At 51.1% G+C, this 16,819-nt stretch carries 15 protein-coding genes and 1 riboswitch; of the genes, 5 read left to right on the forward strand and 10 right to left on the reverse strand.

The annotated features are described in order from the left end of the window. Positions 1–49: 49 nt before the first annotated feature. Entirely contained in the window at positions 50–388 is a 339-nt protein-coding gene (locus C557_RS0100190) for a DUF4870 domain-containing protein (RefSeq protein ID WP_018749789.1), read from the forward strand. 39 nt (positions 389–427) lie between these two features. Here C557_RS0100190 and C557_RS0100195 read toward each other — a convergent pair whose 3' ends face one another. The 10 genes from C557_RS0100195 to C557_RS0100240 all read right to left on the reverse strand — a co-directional run bounded on the left by C557_RS0100195 (position 428) and on the right by C557_RS0100240 (position 11,879). Then, positions 428–1,828, reverse strand: a complete 1,401-nt coding sequence (locus tag C557_RS0100195; protein ID WP_018749790.1) for a nucleobase:cation symporter-2 family protein — start codon at positions 1,826–1,828, stop codon at positions 428–430. An 81-nt stretch (positions 1,829–1,909) separates the two neighbouring features. Next, positions 1,910–2,500: a xanthine phosphoribosyltransferase gene (locus C557_RS0100200; protein ID WP_018749791.1), complete on the reverse strand. Its 591-nt coding sequence runs from the start codon at positions 2,498–2,500 to the stop codon at positions 1,910–1,912. Positions 2,501–2,684: 184 nt separating this feature from the next. Further along, positions 2,685–2,784, reverse strand: a riboswitch (purine riboswitch). 76 nt (positions 2,785–2,860) lie between these two features. After that, entirely contained in the window at positions 2,861–3,166 is a 306-nt protein-coding gene (locus C557_RS0100205) for a hypothetical protein (protein ID WP_018749792.1), read from the reverse strand. Between the two features lie 222 nt (positions 3,167–3,388). Beyond that, positions 3,389–4,225, reverse strand: a complete 837-nt coding sequence (locus C557_RS0100210) for a zinc ribbon domain-containing protein (RefSeq protein WP_018749793.1) — start codon at positions 4,223–4,225, stop codon at positions 3,389–3,391. Between the two features lie 192 nt (positions 4,226–4,417). Further along, positions 4,418–4,585 carry an aspartyl-phosphate phosphatase Spo0E family protein gene (locus tag C557_RS24300; protein ID WP_018749794.1) on the reverse strand — a complete coding sequence of 56 codons (168 nt, stop codon included), beginning with the start codon at positions 4,583–4,585 and terminating at the stop codon, positions 4,418–4,420. 196 nt (positions 4,586–4,781) lie between these two features. Then, positions 4,782–5,015, reverse strand: a complete 234-nt coding sequence (locus tag C557_RS24755; protein WP_205621577.1) for a hypothetical protein — start codon at positions 5,013–5,015, stop codon at positions 4,782–4,784. A gap of 503 nt (positions 5,016–5,518) precedes the next feature. Then, positions 5,519–6,541 (reverse strand): hypothetical protein, encoded by a 1,023-nt coding sequence (locus tag C557_RS23980; protein WP_018749796.1) that lies wholly within the window; start codon positions 6,539–6,541, stop codon positions 5,519–5,521. Further along, positions 6,538–9,723: a DEAD/DEAH box helicase gene (locus C557_RS0100230; protein WP_040676271.1), complete on the reverse strand. Its 3,186-nt coding sequence runs from the start codon at positions 9,721–9,723 to the stop codon at positions 6,538–6,540. The genes C557_RS23980 and C557_RS0100230 overlap by 4 nt, the downstream gene beginning before the upstream one ends. 287 nt (positions 9,724–10,010) lie before the next feature. After that, positions 10,011–10,391 carry a RidA family protein gene (locus tag C557_RS0100235; protein ID WP_018749798.1) on the reverse strand — a complete coding sequence of 127 codons (381 nt, stop codon included), beginning with the start codon at positions 10,389–10,391 and terminating at the stop codon, positions 10,011–10,013. Positions 10,392–10,454: 63 nt separating this feature from the next. Beyond that, a complete protein-coding gene (locus tag C557_RS0100240; RefSeq protein ID WP_026263218.1) occupies positions 10,455–11,879 on the reverse strand; it encodes a sensor histidine kinase in 1,425 nt (474 codons plus the stop codon). A 416-nt stretch (positions 11,880–12,295) separates the two neighbouring features. Here C557_RS0100240 and C557_RS0100245 point away from each other — a divergent pair, with 416 nt between their 5' ends. The 4 genes from C557_RS0100245 (at position 12,296) to C557_RS0100260 (ending at position 16,785) form a co-directional block, all read left to right on the forward strand. Then, positions 12,296–13,195 carry an FMN-binding protein gene (locus C557_RS0100245; protein ID WP_018749800.1) on the forward strand — a complete coding sequence of 300 codons (900 nt, stop codon included), beginning with the start codon at positions 12,296–12,298 and terminating at the stop codon, positions 13,193–13,195. A 43-nt stretch (positions 13,196–13,238) separates the two neighbouring features. Further along, on the forward strand, positions 13,239–15,119 hold the full coding sequence (locus tag C557_RS0100250; protein WP_018749801.1) for an NAD(P)/FAD-dependent oxidoreductase: 1,881 nt from the start codon (positions 13,239–13,241) through the stop codon (positions 15,117–15,119). 138 nt (positions 15,120–15,257) lie between these two features. After that, positions 15,258–15,710: a hypothetical protein gene (locus tag C557_RS0100255; protein ID WP_018749802.1), complete on the forward strand. Its 453-nt coding sequence runs from the start codon at positions 15,258–15,260 to the stop codon at positions 15,708–15,710. A 91-nt stretch (positions 15,711–15,801) separates the two neighbouring features. After that, complete coding sequence (locus C557_RS0100260; protein ID WP_018749803.1) at positions 15,802–16,785, forward strand: polyprenyl synthetase family protein; 984 nt, start codon at positions 15,802–15,804, stop codon at positions 16,783–16,785. Positions 16,786–16,819: the final 34 nt, after the last annotated feature.

A 16,819-nucleotide genomic window follows, 5' to 3' on the forward strand; every position in this document is an offset into this window, starting at 1 on the left:
TAGTGGGTGATGAAGACATCCTTTTTCCAGAAAGAAGGTTGGTTGGCCCATGTCCCCATTCAAATCATCTACTGGTTTATACGAGAACGTCGCTGGCTTCTTGTGTTATTTGTTCGCCTTTGTTGGCGGCGTCATCTTTCTCGTACTGGAGAAGCGCAGCCGCTTCGTCCTGTTCCATGCTCTGCAATCGGTCATGCTGTTCGGCGGGCTAATGCTGGCACATGCCCTTTCCGGCTTCTTGCCCGTGATCGGCGTGGTCGTCAGCATGCTGCTCACACTATTGGGCGTAACCCTTTGGGTTGTGCTCATGCTGGCAACTCTACAGGGTAAATGGCTAAAGCTGCCCTGGATCGGTGAACTGGCCGAGAAGCAGCTTCATCGGATGTAGCCCAAGCCGATGCTTGACCTAAGGTTACAGGCCCTTAGCTCAGCTACCGACTTGTCCCGATTCCATCGTCAAGGTGTCCGGCGCTGCATCTTGCTTTGCCGCCCCATCCGTTTTCGCGGATGTATTGCCATTGCCATTGCCCTTTAGCCCATTAAACAGCAAATTCATAACAATAGCGGTAAAGCTGCCCGCCACAATGCCATTATCAAGCAAAATGCGCAGCCCCGCCGGCAAACGGTCAAAGATTTCAGGCAAGACGGTAACGCCCAGCCCCATCCCTACGGAGCAAGCGATAATCAGCAAATTTTCATGCCGGTTCAAATCCACTTGATCGCCCAGCATACGGATGCCCGAGGACAAGACAAGCCCAAACAAGGCTATCATCGCTCCCCCTAGCACCGATGTCGGTACGAGCTGTGTCAAAGCGGCGATCTTCGGTACGAAGCCGATCAGCACCAGAAGTCCCCCGGCAACAAAGATGACATCGCGCGTTTTCACCCGGCTCATTTGCACCAGGCCCACATTCTGGGAATAAGTCGTATACGGGAAGGAATTGAAAATTCCACCCAGGATAATAGCCAAGCCTTCCGCCCGGTAACCACGGGTCAAGTCCCTGGAGGTCAGGTCTTTGCCCACGATCTTGCCCAGCGCCATAAATACGCCAGTGGATTCCGCTACGCTGACAATCGCCACAAGGATCATCGTCAAAATCGCAGAAACATGGAACGTCGGCTTGCCGAAGTAGAAGGGCTGTACCGCATGGAACCAGCCTGCTTCCTTCAGCGGTGTCAGGTCTACTTGTCCCGCGAAAGCAGCGACGAGCGTACCTGCAAGCAACCCAAGCAGTACAGAGACAGAGCGCAGAAACCCGGTGGCAAAACGATTCATGAGTATGATAAACAGCAGCACACCAAAGCCTAATGTCAGGTTAAACGGGCTGCCAAATTCAGGATTCACTCCTGGATTGCCACCGCCCAAGTCAGAAATGGCTACCGGAATCAACGTGACGCCAATGATCGTGACGACTGATCCGGTGACCACCGGTGGGAATAATGCAATTAATTTGCCAAATAGACCGGCAAACACAAGCACGAATAGACCGGAGGCAATAATGGCCCCATAAATAGCGGATACCCCTGCCCCATCCTCTAACCCGATAGCAATCATCGGCGATACCGCCTGGAACGCACAGCCGAGCATGACCGGAAGGCCTATCCCGAAGAAGCGGTTCCCCCAAACCTGCAGCAAGGTAGCAACACCACAAGCCAGCAAGTCAATAGCAATCAGATATGTCATTTGCTGATGGGTAAAGTCCAGCGCGCCCCCTACAATCAGTGGCACAATCACAGCACCGGCATACATAGCCAGGACATGCTGCAAGCCTAGCGACAACGTCTTGAATGGATGACGGTGTCTTTGAAATACTCGTTCTTGTTCCATGTAAATCAAGTTCCTCCCCGGTGAACCCGTAATTTATATTTATAGTGTGGTTCAAAAAGTCGAGTTTTCAGGACCAAATGCTTATTCTTCCGATGTGCGTTGGTTAAAAAAAGTCACCTTTCCTTCGTCCAGCGAGGCGATGCGCACCAGCGAATCTACGCGGTAGCCCGCTTCCGTCAGCAGCCGCGCTCCCGGCTGGAACGACTTCTCGATCACAATTCCGATCCCGGCCACACTGGCGCCGGCTTTCTCCGTCACGCGGGCCAGGCCAAAAGCCGCCTCGCCATTTGCCAGAAAGTCATCCACGATCAATACTCGATCCTTAGCAGACAGGAACTTCTTCGACACGGTAATCTCGTTCGTTTCCTGCTTCGTGAACGAGTATACTTTTTCCACAAAAATATCGTCCTTGAGCGTCAACGATTTATGCTTGCGGGCAAAGATCATCGGTACTTTCAGTTCCAGTGCTGTCATAATCGCCGGAGCAATTCCCGAAGATTCAATCGTCAGCACCTTGGTAACTCCTGCATCCGCAAAGCGCCGGGCAAATTCCGCACCCACTTCCTTCATGAGCACCGGGTCCATCTGATGATTGAGGAAAGAGTCCACCTTCAGCACCTGATTCCCCAGTACGATGCCTTCCTTCATGACTTTGTCTTGCAGCAGCTTCATAGCAACTTCCCCCTTGGTCTTCTTTAACATGATTCAGGTCTTGTTCAACCCATGCCAAAACACAAAACGCAAAACGCAAAAAAGCCCATTCCCTAAATCGGAAATGGACATGCGGACAGAAACCCTATTCATCACTAGAGACAACCGAAAAAACAGACGTCAACTACGCCCTCCGGCCCCCAAGCAGTTCCATAGCGTTCCCCGTAGTCCGATCATTCCGGTGATCAGGTAGAGACATGCAAGCCCATTCTTGCACTTATACGAGAAAGAGGTGGTTCAAGAAAGAACCTTACTTAGTACACAATGTTAGATAGTATAACGCAAATGTGCACGGGAATGGAAGAGGAATCTCAGCGCCAGCTATAGAGGTCCAGGATTTTTCGGTAGTAAATGGGTCAGGATGGATTTCAACTCCCCATCCTCCTTGTACGTGGTTTGGCCTGTGTCCAAACGACGCACACGGATTTCTTCATAATCCGCACCGGGCTGCGTTGGCTTGAAGATCAGGTTCTCCCTGTCTTGAAGCTGCAATTGATAGCCCATGTCTGCGAACATTTGCAGAAGATCGCTTTCTTCCGGCATCTCGCCCTCATCAATGAAGATCAATCCACGCAGCTCCTTGATTCCCTCTTTATGTACAACATCAAAATGTACGATACATTCCATGTGACTCACGCTCCCGAAAATGATAGTTATGCGGCATTTAGCTTCCCCTGCCGTCTTCATAAGCATACAGCCGCCGGAGCAGAACCCCGGCGGCTGCGTACTTACTATATACTACGGACATCCCCGCCGCTTGGGCGGTTTATTTTATTACAACAACGTGAACTTTTCTATTTACCATCAAGCTAGCCAGGCGTCGATGGGTTAGCGTAACCCCGTCGCTAGCTAGATTTGCTCTGAGCCACAGTGGGGACACCATTTGGTCCCCTTGACCAGAATCGAGCCGCAGATTTGGCATTTGGTTGTAGCCACCCGAGTCTGAGCCTGCTCTTGGGCAGCTTCCTCTTTTTGCGCTGCCGCTTCCGCCGTTTCGGTCCACTTGCGGATTCGCAGGTCCAGTTCATCCTGCCGCTTACGCTCCCGTTCGAGGTTGCGTTGCAAGCGTTCCTCCTCTTCAGGATCAACTGTTGGCGGCTTGGACTCAGGCTCCTGTTGCGGTTCGCCATACTCGCTTTTTTCCTCCTGCAAGGCAGCCGCAAGCAACTGCTCCAGCTTACCATCCAGCTTCAATTCACCTGCCTGGGATTCGGCAGTCGACGTGAACGCCCCTTCTTCCAGCAAGGAGTGAACCGTCTGAGCCGTCGAAGAGCTTGCTGCCGCTTCCCTGGCGGGTGAATCAGTATGCTGCTCTGTTGCTGCCGCTTTGGCCTTCAACAGCTTATGTCCACAGTATTGGCAGAACAAGGCGTCTTCGGCCACACTCCGCCCACAAGCGCCGCATAGCCGTTCATTCTTCAACTCGGCTACCTTCATACGGATTTCATCCCGTTCCTCGGTCAGCAAATCGCAGGTTTTAGCCAGATCAAGCATTTCCTTATCCGCTTCGGACATATCCTTTTTGCGGTAAGCCTCGTAGAAGACCTCACCCATTTTTTGAAAGTATAATCCAAGTTCACGTTCGATATTTGAAATTTGCGTATTTAGCTTCCCGATCTCTACGACATTTTGCGCACGATCAGTCACCTTGCCCGCCCCATCTTTCAGCCGTTGTAAAATATTCATGAGATGACTCCTCCCCGCGAAATATTCATTATCATACCAGATTTCATGCTGCTATGAAAACCGACTTCCGACTCAGGGCGCGGCTTCCACCCTTTGGAAATGAATTGGATATCAATCCCATATGTATTTTACGACATGAATAAGCACACGATTAACGGCTTTTTATGGGGGGGGGGGCTACTAATTCAAATTTTAATTTTGTTCAGGATTTTTACTATCTTTTAACTGCTCCAGGTAATACCTGTTCAATAATTGGTCCAGCTCTTTTGACTTTTTCAGTACCTGAGAAGCGGAAATCCCGTACTTTTGAGCCAGCTTATGCATCTCCAGACGCTTCTTCTCAATCGGCGATTTCTTCATGCTGTGTCTTTCTCCTCTCTTCCTCCCTCCTTATATTAGTATAGGTTGCCAAAAACAAGGAAAAAATAAAAAAACGACCTCATGGCGAGATTCGTTTCTTCTATCGTTGCATCGTTAGCCAGCTGCCCGCCTTCACCATGAGACATGGGTTGAATAGCAACTGGTGGTACAGGGCTACTAACATGAAATGTGACTTTTATGAAGTCTTGCTTGAATCATAGTATTTATCAATATCCAGTGGCTGGCTGATCTCGGCGCGAAACCATTTGTAATGGCTAATCGCTAAACGCTCGGAGTGTTGTTTTATCTCATTTTGAACGACACACCGATATAGCGGAATTGCATCTACTTTGCGGCCAACCTTATACAATTCCTCCGCCATTTCGAACACAGCTGCTACATATTGAGGTTCTTCCATAAGTTGGTTCAATATATCAGCAACCATATCCAACCTTTGCAGGTCAAGACAACGCAATAGCAAAACTTTTACACGTCGCCAATGAGGCTGCTCTCTGAAGCATTCTTCGACATACTCCGAATATAACATCCCTCTGGATACCTAAGCACTTTAGCTATATCATCCAACAATTTGACAGGAATAGGCTTGGTGAAACGATTTAAGCTGCTGCTTAACAACCCCCGATTGACAGCCATCAGTCTTGATTAATAATAGTAGAGGTTAAACACTTGGAGGCTATACTAGGGGGAAATGCTCCAGTTTATTTGACTGAAAATTGACTTTTCTGGTTGAATCAGCTAAATTAGCTGGAGGTTTTCCGTCTAAATGGAAAATTGTAGGTGATTATGCGAAATTAACATGAGGAATTCCATTACGGTCCTAACAGGAGGCCGACAGTGTTGGTCTAAATCTAAAGTGCGGGCTGCGGAGCGACGCCGCGCAGGCCACCAAGGCCACCAAGGCCCAAGCCGCGATCACCGCGGCTTGGTGCGCAGCGGGGCGGCGAGCTCCTCCGCCCGCTGCATGACCTGACCGGCGACCAGCGAAAGACCGGTCGCCGCCCCCCGCACGCCGGGCAGCATCGCGGCCCACGGCGCCGGGTCCGGGCCCTGCGGCTCACCCGCAGCCGCAGGCTCCGCCGGTCCGAGTTCCACGTGAATATCGTGGAACTCGGGCGCGGGCTCATGCAGCCGGCCTTGCTCGGCTGCTTCGGCCAGGCGCTCGGCCAGCGTTTGGCCAAGCGGCCCTGCCGCAGGGCGCCGCTCGCTCGTGCGCGGGCCCGCAGCCCGGCGCAACGCGGCCTCGGCGTCCGCCAGCGGTGCAGCCGCAGCCCACGCCGCCCAGACGGCGGCGAGCAGCGCTTCGCGCGTCCAGCCGAGCAGCCGCAGGCGCTCGTCCGCGCCGCTAGCCCAAGCGGCGGCTACGGCCGCTTGGGCCGGGGCGACCCAGGCGCAACACGGGTCGCTGCAAGAGCACCGCGCGTTGCCGCTCCAGCCGGGTTGCTGAACCGCAGGAACGGCCTCGCTCCGGTTATGGGTAGCGCGGACAGCCTTGGAGGCGACGTTATCTCCAGCTGCCACCCGTTCGCTCCCAGGCCCAATGGCCTTAACACCGGCAGTCCCTGGGGCCTCCGTTTTAGCTATGCCCTTGCCAGCATGAAAGCTCTTGGCATGGAGGCTCTCATCCTGACTGGCATCCTCCATCTCCTTCAGCCAGGGCACATGCTCTGGCAATAGCGGCAACAAGGCAACGGCGCCTTGCTCCACCAAATTCGCAATCCGTTCAGGCTGCTGCTGGAGCTGCTCTACGACTTCTTTCCGTGTCCTCTCTAGCCATGAGTTGACCGGGATCAGCACCGTATGTTCCACCGCCGCAGTTACCTTTAACCCACCCTCGTCAAGTCGAATGCGGCCCAGCAATTCCTTGGATTGCTGCTCAAATCCCGTTTTTTCAGGCTGCTGTCCCTTTTCCGGCTTATCTGTATCACCAGTGCTCATAGGTAACCTCCTCCCGGCTCGCCAAAGCTTCCCTCTTGCAGCATAATCAAGCTTTGCAATTCTTCATCGTTCATTTCTGTCAGCCATTGCTCACCTGAGCCGACCACTTGCTCGGATAGCGATTTTTTCCGTTCAATTAGTTCGTCGATGCGCTCTTCCAATGTTCCCTGACAGATCAGCTTATGAACCTCCACATTTTTGCGCTGACCGATGCGAAATACCCGGTCTGTCGCCTGATTCTCCACCGCCGGGTTCCACCACCGATCATAATGGACGACATGATTGGCACGGGTCAGGTTCAGACCTACCCCTCCAGCCTTCAAGGACAGTACAAAAATCGGAGAACCCTTCCCCTCTTGAAAGGCCCGAACCATCTCATCCCGCTCTGCCTTGGGCACACCACCATGCAGAAAAAATGGCCGCTGTCCATATTGCTCCGTCAAACGCTCTTGCAGCAGTTCCCCCATTCGTACATATTGCGTGAAGATCAGCACCGCCTCCCCACTGTCCATAATCAGGTCCAATAGTTCCTCCAGGCGCTCCAACTTCCCGGAACGTCCCGGAACCGCCGACTCGGACATCTGTATAGACCCTCTTGCCAACACAGGATGGTTGCAGATTTGCTTCAAGCGAGTCAGCGATGACAGGACCAGGCCTTTGCGGGCGATGCCCTCATGCTCGCCAAGCCGGTTCATGAGTTCATCCGTCACCAAGCGGTAAAGCCGAGCCTGCTCCGTCGTCAATGTGCAATAGGATTTTAACTCAATCTTCTCCGGCAAATCCTTGCGAATATCCGGATCACTCTTTAGCCGGCGCAGCAAAAATGGGGCTACCAGTTGACGCAGCTTCTGCAATTCATCGTTTGGCTGCTCTGCACCCGAGGCAAACCGGGAGCGGAAAGAGGCCTGTGTCCCCAAATACCCCGGGTTCAGGAATTGAAAGATAGACCACAATTCACCCAATCGATTCTCCACCGGAGTCCCCGTCATCGCGATGCGGTGAGGCGCATTAAGCTTCATGACACTTTGCGCCTGCTTGGTGCCATAATTTTTAATATATTGCGCTTCGTCCAGAACAACCGTGCTCCACTCTACCGAACGCAGTTCTTTTGCATCGCGGCCAGCCAACTGATAGGTCGTAAGCAGAACATCGCCGTCGGCATACTCTTGTTCAAATCGCTCTCCCCGGTGACGACCGCTCCCATGATGCACATACAAACGCAGCGCTGGCGCAAACCTGGCAATCTCACGCTGCCAGTTGCCAAGCAGTGAAGTTGGACAGATAATCAAGCTTTTCCCCGAATTATTATTCACATGGTCCAGCAATACGGTAATAACCTGAATAGTCTTGCCAAGCCCCATGTCATCGGCCAACAACGCACCGAAGCCCAAATCCCGCATCGTTGAGAGCCATTGATATCCACGCACCTGATAAGGCCGCAGCGTACCGTTTAGTCCTTGTGGCACAGGTCTGGGCTGTAGATGCCGCAAGGCTGAGCCGGAGACAAATGCCGATAACAGGCCCGAGGTCTCCACCTCTTCGATGTTTACACCCTCGAACTGTATACTTCCTTCACCCGTAGACAAGTGCATAAGATCGCGGAACAAGAGCGTACCTTCTTCACGGCGCTTCATAAATTTTAATACCTGACGAATCTCCTTGACGTCTACCTCGATCCATTCCCCGCGAAAAAAAACAAGCGGGTGCTTCGCCGCCGCAAGCTCCGCCAGTTCCTCCCGGCTTATAGTCCGGCCTCCAAGAATCGCTTCAGCCTCAAAGTTGACAAGCTGCTCGATCCCCAGCTTGGGAGTTCCCTCTGTCGAAGCCTCTTTCGAGCTTGCCCAGCCCTCAGCTTTAATGCGGACCCCTGTGGACCGCCGTCCCTCCCGCGTCCATTTGGAGGGCATTTGTATAGTAACCCCATGCTTACGCAGCACGGAAACGGATTTGCCTAAGAAACGGTAAATCACCTCAGGCCCGAGGATTAACTCCTCTGGCCGCCACATCTTCATGACATCCGCCAATTCACTGGATAGACTGGCAGCTTTACTTAGCCGAAGCAGCAAGGTCTCCTGAACATTGCGGTACAACACACCATGAATGTGCATGTCTGAGGCAGGATAGCTCCAGATCAGCCCTGCTGGCAGCAGCACAGAAGCTTCTTCCACCCCTTCGCCCCAAATACTTAATCTCCAACCCGACGTCCGTGACAGGCTTGAATCCCCCGCCTCATTATCCTTCGGAACACCGCTATCATCTTCTATGAAGACTGGCTCCAATCGAAGACAAAGCCGCAGACTGTCTGTGCGTTCACCCAAGGTCTTCACATCTGCCTTCTCAGCTTTTGGCCGCATCCCTCCAGCCTCAGACACCTCTTGGGTCAACCCGGCCAGCTCCGCTGTACTCGCTTGAATATCCGGGGGGTGCCCTCCGGTTAACAAGCTGTTCCACCACAATTCGGCTAGCGGCGAAAACCCCCGACGATAATCGGCACGCGCAGGGTTAAGCTTTCTTCCTAAATCCCGCACCGCTCCCCGTGCTTCATGATCGATCATCGCTGTCATGAAATGATGCAAAATCGCCATCTGCCGCTCCTCCAGCGAACTACCTTCCTCAGCGGGCAGGCTTTGTACCGCCGCAAGGCAGACGGGTGGCATGGAGCCGGCCAAAAGCCGGAACCGTTCTTCATCCTTCGGCTCGGTAAGCAACGGCCCCCAGACGGCTTGCACCTGTCCTTGCGCTCCCCTGCGCCGCGCCCCGGAAATGGGTGAGGGACGCACCGAAGGCGCGATACGTCCCCGGATGAGCAACTCAAGCACGAACCGGGCCGCCTTGCTCCAATAGCGCATTTCCACCCCAGGCTTGAAGCCTCTCTGCTCCCAAGCTGATTCATCCCAGTTAAGCAGCAGCTGCCAGGTCTTATCAACCGGCAGCGTTAAGCCCTCCAGCGTACGGCCAATCAAGCTGCGGCGTTCCCTTGTCTTGGAGGACTTTCGCAGAGTAGCGTAAGGGAACCGAATCTCAGCCAGCCGCAACACAGCATGTTGAAACGGCCGATCCCCGGATTCAAGCTCCACACCCCTCAGCAATGCGGTCCATGCATCTACTTTGGACTCCGATAATTCCCCGGAGAAGCAGAACAGCACCTCCCCGAGCCAAATTCCATACAGGCGTTGATTCATGATGATCTCCCGTCGATTCCTAATTCCATCCTTATTTATTACCCGCAACGTACGATCCGCTCCTCAGTCTCAGCTCCACTCAACTAAAACGTTAAAAAAAACGTCCAGCGGAAGCACAAGACTTGGTCCTGAAAACGCGAATTTTTGAACATATGCTTATAGTTTATACGAAAAACGAACCATATAAAACCGAAAAGAGAAGAGGGTTTCGGACGAATGCACGCCGAACCCCTCCATACTATGCAATAACGATTTTGTTTGGGAGCAGAGTGAATAAATGAGACTTCTTAAGATCTCAAGGCAATAACTTCAATTTCGACCAGACCGTCCTTAGGCAGACGAGCCACCTCGACTGCGCTGCGTGCGGGATAAGGTGCTGTGAAGAACGTGCCATACACCTCATTTACTTTGGCAAAATCGTTCATGTCTTTCAGAAATACCGTCGTTTTAATAACCTTATCCAGACCGCTGCCGGCAGCTTCCAACACAGCAGCCACATTACGCAGCGCTTGGGCGGCTTGCGCTTCGACACCGTCTGCCAGTTCTCCCGTCTCCGGCACCAGACCCAGTTGTCCGGAGGTGAAAACTAAATCACCTAGCCCGATCCCTTGCGAATAGGGACCAATTGCCCCCGGCGCTGCTGTCGTCGATATCACTTGTTTCTCCATTTTCCTCATCCCTTCTTAACTTTACTTCTAACATTGTAGCGATAATCACCCCGCAAGAGCAACTTAATCCGTGTGATCAGGGCATATCTTCCCGGGCCTTAACGGCAGGTAGAAAGCAAATGAGCTGCCTTCTCCCTCCGTGCTGTCCATATCGATGAAGCCGCCGAGCAGTCTGGCCAAATTGCTGCTGATGGACAATCCCAGGCCTGTTCCGCCGAATTTACGGCTAATCGAGCCATCGGCCTGCTGAAACGCCTCGAACACTGCCTCCTGCATGTCCTTCGACACGCCGATTCCGGTATCGGTGACAACGAAGGCAAGCCATTCGCCGGGATGCGGAATCTCCTCGCTCTCAGCACGGCGGATATCAAGCTGTACGTGGCCCTCTTGAGTAAATTTGAAGGCATTAGACAATAGGTTGCGCAAGATTTGATTAATGCGCTGTGCGTCACTTATGATCGTATTGGGCAGCCCCTGCTCCAGATTAATCACAAATTGGATATTCTTCTGCTGGGCAATGTGTTCAAAATGCATCTGCATCCAGTCCGGCAACTCGGCAAGCACAACCTCCTCCTCGACAACCTCCAGTCGACCGGCTTCTACCTTGGATAAATCGAGCACATCATTTACAATTTGCAGCAAATCATGACCGGACTTATGGATGAGCCGTCCGTATTCCGGAATATCCTCGTCTGCCTCGTCGCTCTCTGAGATAATTTCCGCCAGGTTAATGATGCTGTTCAGCGGAGTTCTTAGCTCATGGGACATATTTGCCAAAAATTCAGATTTGTATCTGGAAGCCTGAGCCAATTGCTTAGCCCGATCCTCCAAAACAATTTTAGCCTTATGCAGCTCATCTGTTTGCTTGCGAAGTAATTCATTTGCGTATTTAAGCTCCAGATTCTGCCGATGCCCTAACTGAAAATCGCGTAGAATCAAGGCAAACAGTATGCTAAGAAAAATGCCCAGAGGTAAAGTTACCGGCATAATCTCCAGCATATACTTGCTGAACGGAATGACGCCAAACCAGGCAAGATTCACATGGTTAACAATGTTAATAATTAAGATTGTAACCAGACCCTTGACAAAGAACCGGTAATTGGTTCGCTTCATCCAGATACTTAGCCCTGCCCCGACAAAACCCAAAATGGTGAGATTAACCAGACCAACGACTGCAGCCTCACTCACGCCAAAGCTCAAACGGGCCATCCCAATGCCCACGCCAATCAGAATGACAGTGGCTGGTTGGGCATACACGAAGGTGGCGATGATTAACGGCACATACCGCAAATCAAATAGCACATCATCCTTCAGGCGGAAGCCAAACTTCATACAAACCCATCCCGATACGATAATCAACAGCACCGATAAAATATAAATCATGCGTGGCGAGGTTCTACGAAGCCCATACTTATATAGGATATTAGCCAGATATGTGACGGTAACCAGCATACCCAAGTTAAGTAAAAATGTATTTCCAAGTCCCATCAAGTCACCCCCAAAATTAATTTCATGGCCAAGTTGCCATAATCCTGCCGCTGATCCGAAGTTGCTCATTCCTCGCTTTTGACAGCAATGCTTCCAGTATGCCATATCCAAGCTTTCTAAAAAATAAATATTTTAAATATTAAGCAACCGTTTGCACGTTCTATATCCCTTACGGGGCATGGGTTTGCTCGATTCAGGGCGTTGAGCTATGTCACAACTAATGTGATTCATTTCACATTATCGCTTTTTTTTATATGCTAAAATTCCCTCGACAAACGATTTTCAAACTGCTCAATTCCTTTGCAGCAGGCCACTTTTAGCCCTTGCCCGTTTTGACTTTATGTAGTTAAATAAGGAAGTTATTAAAATGTCTTCACATTTTAATATATATAATTCATTCACTGGAGGTCTCTATCATGAAAAAAGCTTCAATCATTCTTAGCAGCGCTCTGCTGTTAGGTTTGTTGGCAGGCTGTGGTTCGAGCAATGGCGCTGATACAACAGAGCCGGCGAGCAATACGCCTGCTGCTAATGAAACCCCTGCAAGCAATAGCACGAACAGTGCTGAAGCCGGCAGCTACCAGGACGGCGTCTACTATGCCCAAGGTGAAGCCGATGCAAAAACAGGCTGGCAATACTATGTTACTCTCACAGTTTCTGGAGGAAAGATTACAGAAGCAAATTGGAATGCTATTAATGCAACAGTTCCCGTGGATAAAGTAACCTACTCCAAGGAAGGCAAATACGGCATGAAAGCTGGCGGTGCTGCCTCCGAATGGCATGAACAAGCCGAGAAAGCGGAACAATATCTGATAGAAAAGCAAGACCCTAAAGATATTACCCTAAATGAAGAAGGTAAAACAGATGCTATCGCTGGCGTATCTGTTCATGTGAATGAATTCTTCACACTGGCTGACCAAGCCTTGGCTGCTGGCCCGGTTGATTCAGTAAAGTACAAAGATGGTACTTATCATGAAGAAGGCGCTGAGTTTGATCCGCAATCCGGCTGGAAAGAAACTGTGGATGTTGTTGTAGCTGCCGGCAAAATTGTAAAAGTTAACTTCAGTGGTGTGAATGAAAAAGGTGAAGACAAAAAGCAAGCCTCGATCGACGGCAACTATGGCATGAAAGCTGGCGGTGCTGCCTCCGAGTGGCATGAAGAAGCTGCCCTTGCTGAAGCCTACCTGGTGGAAAATCAAGATCCTGCGGCAGTAGCTTTCAATGAAGAAGGCAAAACCGATGCAATCGCTGGAGCAACTATCAGCCTACAATCTTATTTCGAGCTTGTTGGCAAAGCGCTTGAACAAGCCAAATAATATATATTCCCTAATGAACTTAAATTAAGAAGAGGTGAGTCTCTTGAAGAAGATCGTAGTTTTGGGCGGTGGTTACGGTGGTGTTGTCACTTCCAAACACCTGGCCAAACTGTTAAAAAAAGATAAAGATGTGGAGATCCAGTTGATCGACCGCAACCCGTACCATACGCTTTTGACCGAGTTGCACGAAGTCGCAGCGAACCGGGCTCCTGAAGATTCTGTCAAAATCGAGCTTAAGAAAATTTTTGCTGGTCAAAAAGTTGATGTTGTTCTGGACTCCATCGACAATATCGACTTCAATGCCAAGGAGCTTCGTTCAGAGCAGCATACCTACAAGTATGATTACCTGGTTATCGGCTCGGGCTGTAAGCCTACCTTCTTTGGTATTCCAGGTGCTGAAGAGCATGCGTTGACCCTGTGGTCCTATGAAGACGCCGTTCGCTTGAAAGAGCAAGTTCGCCGTATGTTTAGCGAAGCGGCTAAAGTAAATAATCCGGCTAAACGCCGTAAAATGCTTTCCTTTGTTGTCGTTGGCGCCGGCTTTACCGGTGTGGAATTGGTTGGGGAACTGGCTGAATTCCGGGACGAGCTGTGCAAAGAATTCTTCATCGATCCAAGCGAGGTTCGTCTGGTCGTTGCCGATATGGCTCCGAAGATCCTGCCGATCCTGCCTGATAAGTTGATTGAAAAAGCAGCGAAACGTCTGCGCAAAATGAACGTAGAAATTGTAACGAGTGCGAAAATCACAGGCGTTACACCATCCAGCGTCCAATTGGGCGAAGGGCAAGAGCTTGAAGCGAATACCATCGTTTGGACAGCCGGTGTTGAAGGCTCTGAACTGGTTGGCAAGCTTGATGTTAAGCAAGAAGGCCGTAAACGGATCGTCACCAATGACAAGCTGCAAAGCGTTGATCATGAAGACGTATATATCGTTGGCGACAACATCTTCTTTATTCCTGAAGGCGAAACACGTCCGGTGCCGCAAATGGTGGAAAATGCCGAGCAAGCCGGACCGCTTATCGCTCATAATATTCATGCTGATATTCACGGCAAGCCGAAGAAATCCTACAAGCCTGGGTTCCATGGCACAATGGTATGTATCGGTAGCCGTTACGGCGTAGCCAACGTGGGCTTGCCAAACAAAATGTTCATGTTGACCGGCTTCATGGCCATGCTCAGCAAGCACATGATTAACATGTATTATCTCTTTACCGTAGCTGGCTTTGCTAAAGTCTGGACTTACATGATGCATGAGTTCTTCCATGTAAATAACCGCAGAAGCTTCCTTGGTGGTCATTTCTCCAAGCGTTCACCAAACTTCTGGCTGTTGCCGCTTCGTCTCTTTGTTGGTTACAAATGGCTTGAGGAAGGGATCGACAAATTGCCTAAAATCCTTAAAGACCCTTCCAACATTTTCTTGATTCCGGCTGCTCCTCATGCAGCAGATGCAGTCTCCGCTGCCAGTGAAGCTGCTGGTGCCGTTACTGAAACGGTTGATGCTCAAGCTGCTGCTTCTGCAGTGGAAAGCGCATCGACAGCAGTCACTGCGTTGCCGGTGCCTGGATTTATCAAGTCGATGGTTAATGGCGTTATGGATATTTTCTTCTACACACCAGATGGTGGTTATACCGCCTTGGCTACTGTCTTCCAATTCTTTATGGTGTTCGCGGAAATTGCGATTGGCCTGATGTTGATCGCTGGTCTCTTTACAGCCGTAGCTTCTGCAGCTACAGTCGCACTGGGCGTCATGATCTGGTCTTCCAGCATGGCATCGACCGAGATGCTATGGTATATGACTGCAGGCATCGCCTTGATCGGCGGTTCGGGCAGCATGTTTGGTCTGGATTACTATGTTCTTCCTTGGCTCAAGAAACAATGGAAACGAATCCCGTTTGTACGAAGATGGTATTTATACACGGAGTAGACAGTCACCTTTGCTCTTGAGAGCTTGAAACCCGGAGTAATGTGCGCCAGGGGCGCACATTACTTTCCTTTTTCTATTCCTGCCGAAATCGGTGCTGGAGCCCCTGCAAGCCTACCTGCTTTTAAGGAGTGTGTCCTTATGAATCATCATCTCATCCAAGATGCTTATCGCTTATTGCAGGGCGAATGTTCGCCCGAGGCCGGCATTATTGTAGATTTACCTGCCCTGGAGGCAGCACCTATGGCGATACTTCTGGAGCAATACGATATGAATGCGGAACGACAATGCCGCTTGCTTACCATTTACATTGCAATCAAGCTCGCTTTGCAGCGCCATAGGGATTGTGAGCATCTTGCCGCTGGCGAGGAGCTAACCCGCAGGGTGTTGGACGGCGACTACCTATACAGCTTTTACGTAGAGCTTTGCCTCAAATGGGAGGAATACGATTTGCTCTCTCATCTGGCTCCCGTTATCAAACAAATTCAAATCAAACGTGCAGAAGGCCGCCCCGAGGACGAGCGGCTGCTTAAGGGCTGGGAGTTATTCCTGCGACTTGAGCATAACCGCAGTACCGCCAGTCAGGCCATTTAGCCAATGTCTTGCCTGTGAAGCGAGCCAGGCCTTCGCAGCTTGGCTCGCTTTTGTTGTGAGAGGCCGCTTATATTTTCAAGGAGGAGACGCCATGAGGAGACTTGAAGAAGCGCTGAATATCCCATTGAACACCGTAGACCGCGAGATTGAGAATATGGTCAAATTTGACCGGGATGTCCCCCGCTCTTCTCAGCTTGCCAAGAGCATCATGGAATTAATTCGGTCTGGCGGCAAGCGAGTTCGCCCCTTGATGGTTATCGTGGGTAGCCGGTTTGGGCCTGTCTCCGACCCGCAGAAGGTATGGCGGCTGGCCGCTGCGGCTGAATTTATTCATGCTGCTTCGTTAATTCATGATGACATCATTGATGACTCGCCGCTACGGCGCGGCCAGAAGGCTATGCATGTCAAGCTTGGTGTTAGCGAAGCCTTGCATATCGGCAACTATATGTCGGCCCGAGTGATCGAGCTGATCTCCGCCTATTCTGCGGAGCGGGAACGCTTTGCTTACCAGTTCTCTTCTCTGGCAACAACAAGGCTTTGCCTGGGGGAATACCAGCAGTTATCCCACCTGTACGACTACGACGTGACCATAGAGCAATATTTGGAGAAATCCAAAAATAAAACAGCGCAGCTCATGGCAACCTGCCTGCAAATCGGAGCTCAGGCTACCGGAGCCGATACTGTCACTTCTGACCTGCTCTATTCCTTTGGGGAGAAGCTGGGCATGGCCTTCCAGATCCGCGATGACCTGCTCGACTTTACGCAATCGGTACAGAAGCTGGGCAAGCCTGCCGGTGGCGATCTGCGCGGAGGCCAGGTTACCCTTCCCGTCCTGTTTGCCTTGCGCGATGAAAGCCTGGCAAGTCAGATCAGAGCGATATCAGCGGATAGTTCCGCCGCCCAAGTAGATGAAGTCGTTGCAGCCATCCGGGCTAGCGATGCACTTCAGCAAACGGAAGCGCTAAGTCAGCAATATCTGCACGAAGCGCAAGAAATTATTCATCAGCTCAATGATTATCCCTCCCACCAGGACCTGCAAGCTCTGCTGGATTACCTGGGTGGACGGGAGAAATAAGAAAAAGCATCTATTGATGTACGATCTTTGAAGC

Source organism: Paenibacillus sanguinis 2301083 = DSM 16941, from assembly GCF_000374825.1.
GTDB classification, from domain to species: Bacteria; Bacillota; Bacilli; order Paenibacillales; family Paenibacillaceae; genus Fontibacillus; species Fontibacillus sanguinis.